Source organism: Microcystis sp. M53603_WE2 (genome assembly GCF_030065435.1).
In genome coordinates, this window is the sequence record NZ_JASJFF010000901.1 from 1 (window position 1) to 2874 (window position 2874).

The window sequence follows — 2874 nt, forward strand, 5'->3', positions numbered from 1 at the left end:
GAACCCTTATATAGAAAGGCATTTAGCGATTTTTGTCAATTATTTCTTATCTAGAGCGAACTAATCAATTAAGTCTCTTGCCAGATAAGGATTTAGTCGATTTATGCCCCCCTATCGAACCATACCAAGTAACGAAGAACCCTTAAAACAAAGCTTAGGCAATTCTTATACAGCTAGAGGTCAATTATCCCAATTACGGGCAAAATCTGCTGAAAAACAAGATCATAACCGCTCCAATACTTTTCAAAAACAAGCGATCTCCGACTATCAACAAGCTACCAAAAATTTCCGTGCTAACTTAAATGGATCAGAAGATCCTTTAACAAAACTAGAGAATTTATTAAATTTAATTCGTTTATCCTATTATTCTCAAAATTTTCAGATAATTTCTCCCCAACAACGGCAAAATGATTTACAACAGGCGTTAATCTTGCTCCCTATGGTCCCTCAAAATGTAACAACGGTTTACGCTAGTATTGACTTAGCGAGTCTACCCGCCTTTTCTTTAGCCTTAAGTACCCCTTTAATCCAATGTCCGACGCAATGGCAACTATCTGACTATCAAAGATTATCCATTCTCGATAATGCTTTAACAATTGCTAAAAATCTTAATAATCCTCGTGTAGAGTCTTTTGCATTAGGCGCAATCGGTCATTTTTATGAATGTCTTGGCAGAACAAAAGAAGCCTTAACCCTAACACAGAAAGCGATTTTAGTGGCTAATCAAGATTTAAACACAAAAGATGGCTTATATCTTTTGGAATGGCAAAAAGGGCGTATTTTTCAAGCAAAAGGACAATTCAACCTCGCCGTTAACGCCTATCAAAACGCCTATAATACTCTTGAAAATATCCGTAGTGACTTATTAACGACTGAAAAAGACGTACAATTGGACTTTCGTGATAGTATTGAACCTATTTATCGTCAACTTGCTCAATTAAAGCTACAATTAGCTGATTCTCAAAGTTTATCATCTATACAACAAAAACAAGAATTAAAAGAAGTCCTCAAGATTATTGATCATCTAAGACTCGCAGAATTGCAAAATCATCTGGGAAATGACTGTTTTTTGCGGATTGATGCCCCTGATTCTCAGCCTATATCTGCTTTTCCTCAGACGGCAATTATTAATTCTTTAATGTTTCAAGAGAAAACAGCAATCATTATAATTTTACCCGATCAAAGTATAAAAATTCACTGGATTAAGCAGAATAAAGCCAATATTATCGAAAATATTGCTCAATTTCGTCAAAGTATCTTAGATGGGTTTTTAACTCTAGGTGATTATGACACAAGCTTATCTGAAACCCTCTATAGTCAGATAATTCGTCCTTTTGAGACTGATTTACAGGAATACGACGTAAAAAACTTAGTTTTTATCCAAGATAGTCCTTTTCGCCCCATCCCTATGGCTGCTTTACATGATGGTAAACAATTTCTGATCGAAAAATATGCTGTCTCTACTACCCCTAGTTTATCCTTAACCTTTCTGCAAAAAAGAACCTTATCTGACAATAAAACGTTAATTTTAGGAGTCACCGAAGAAAGTCAGATTGATGGTCAAATTTTTCCTTCTTTAGATAATATTCCCCTTGAAATTGCCACCATTTCCCAACAATTTCCTAATCATCAACTGCTAGTTAATCAACAATTTAACCCCCAAACCCTCACCCAAACATTAGATAATGCTGACTACTCCATTATTCATATTGCCACCCATGCTCAATTTGGGACAATTCCAGATGACACCTTTCTGGTGGCGGGAAATAATGATAAAATAGCCCTTAAAAGTCTTGAAAATACCTTAAGACTGCTTGAATCAGGCTCTAACTCTGTTGAACTTCTCACCTTAACCGCCTGTGAAACCGCAGAAGGAGACGAACGATCTGCGCTAGGATTAGCAGGAGTAGCGATACAAGCAGGGGTTCAAAGTGCGATTGCGTCTTTATGGCCAGTTTCTGATCAATCTACGTTACAATTAATCTTGGCTTTTTATGACAATTTAATTAATTCAGGGGTTAATAAAGCAGAAGCCTTAAGAGAGGCTCAAATCCAATTAATTCAAGCTCAAAGTAATCCAGATATTAATAATCAGTATAGTCATCCCGTTTATTGGTCTTCTTTTATCTTAATTGGAAATTGGTTATAAACATTAGACTTCCTGCGGAAGTCAGGCAATAGGAACTCATGCAACAGGCAACAGAAAGAAGAATAGATGGCTCTCCTCGACTTTGTGTGATAATCAGTGCTTATCATTCGTAGGAGTCTTCCTAGGCAAGGCTTTGAAGACTATATTTTTTTTGAAAAATTATCCCTATTCTTCTTCCTTCCACACAGAAACGAGAAGAGCCAATAGAATGCTTTCAGCATCAGGATTGATTACTTTTTGACTTGTGCAAGAGGTTCAATTTCCTTTTTTACTTTTGACTGGGTACAAGACATCCTTGAAGTCAACGACAGTTCAGTTTGTTACTAGAATCTAGTTCACAAAAATAGATTAGATCATTGTTTTGAGCAGGGGATTTTTTAACCTCAGTGGGTGTGGATAAATCAGACGGGACAGGGGTTACAGCCGTTGGTGCTAGTTCTGAAAGTACCATGGTTATTCATTCCTCGTAGTTCGATTTTTACTTTGATGATTAATCAATTCATCGAGGCCGATTAAAATTCTAGAAACTAGCAGAATGAGAGCCTCTTAATTAAGAAAATATCCTGTAGAGGCTGTTAAAAAGTTACTGTTTTCTTGTCAGTTAAATTTTGTTAAGATAATGCCCAAAAACTACAATTTATGGTAGGAAAAGAGGTAAGTCGAAACCGAGTTTGATTTTTGCTTACTCTAAATCAGAAAGGGCATTGGGCAAGATTAGCTAACTA

General features: G+C 36.2%; 1 protein-coding gene. It reads left to right on the top strand.

Annotation, left to right across the window (positions count from 1 at the left end):
• Positions 1 to 103: 103 nt before the first annotated feature.
• Complete coding sequence (locus PX481_RS19220) at positions 104 to 2149, top strand: CHAT domain-containing protein (RefSeq protein ID WP_002759564.1); 2046 nt, start codon at positions 104 to 106, stop codon at positions 2147 to 2149.
• The last annotated feature ends 725 nt before the right edge of the window (positions 2150 to 2874 follow it).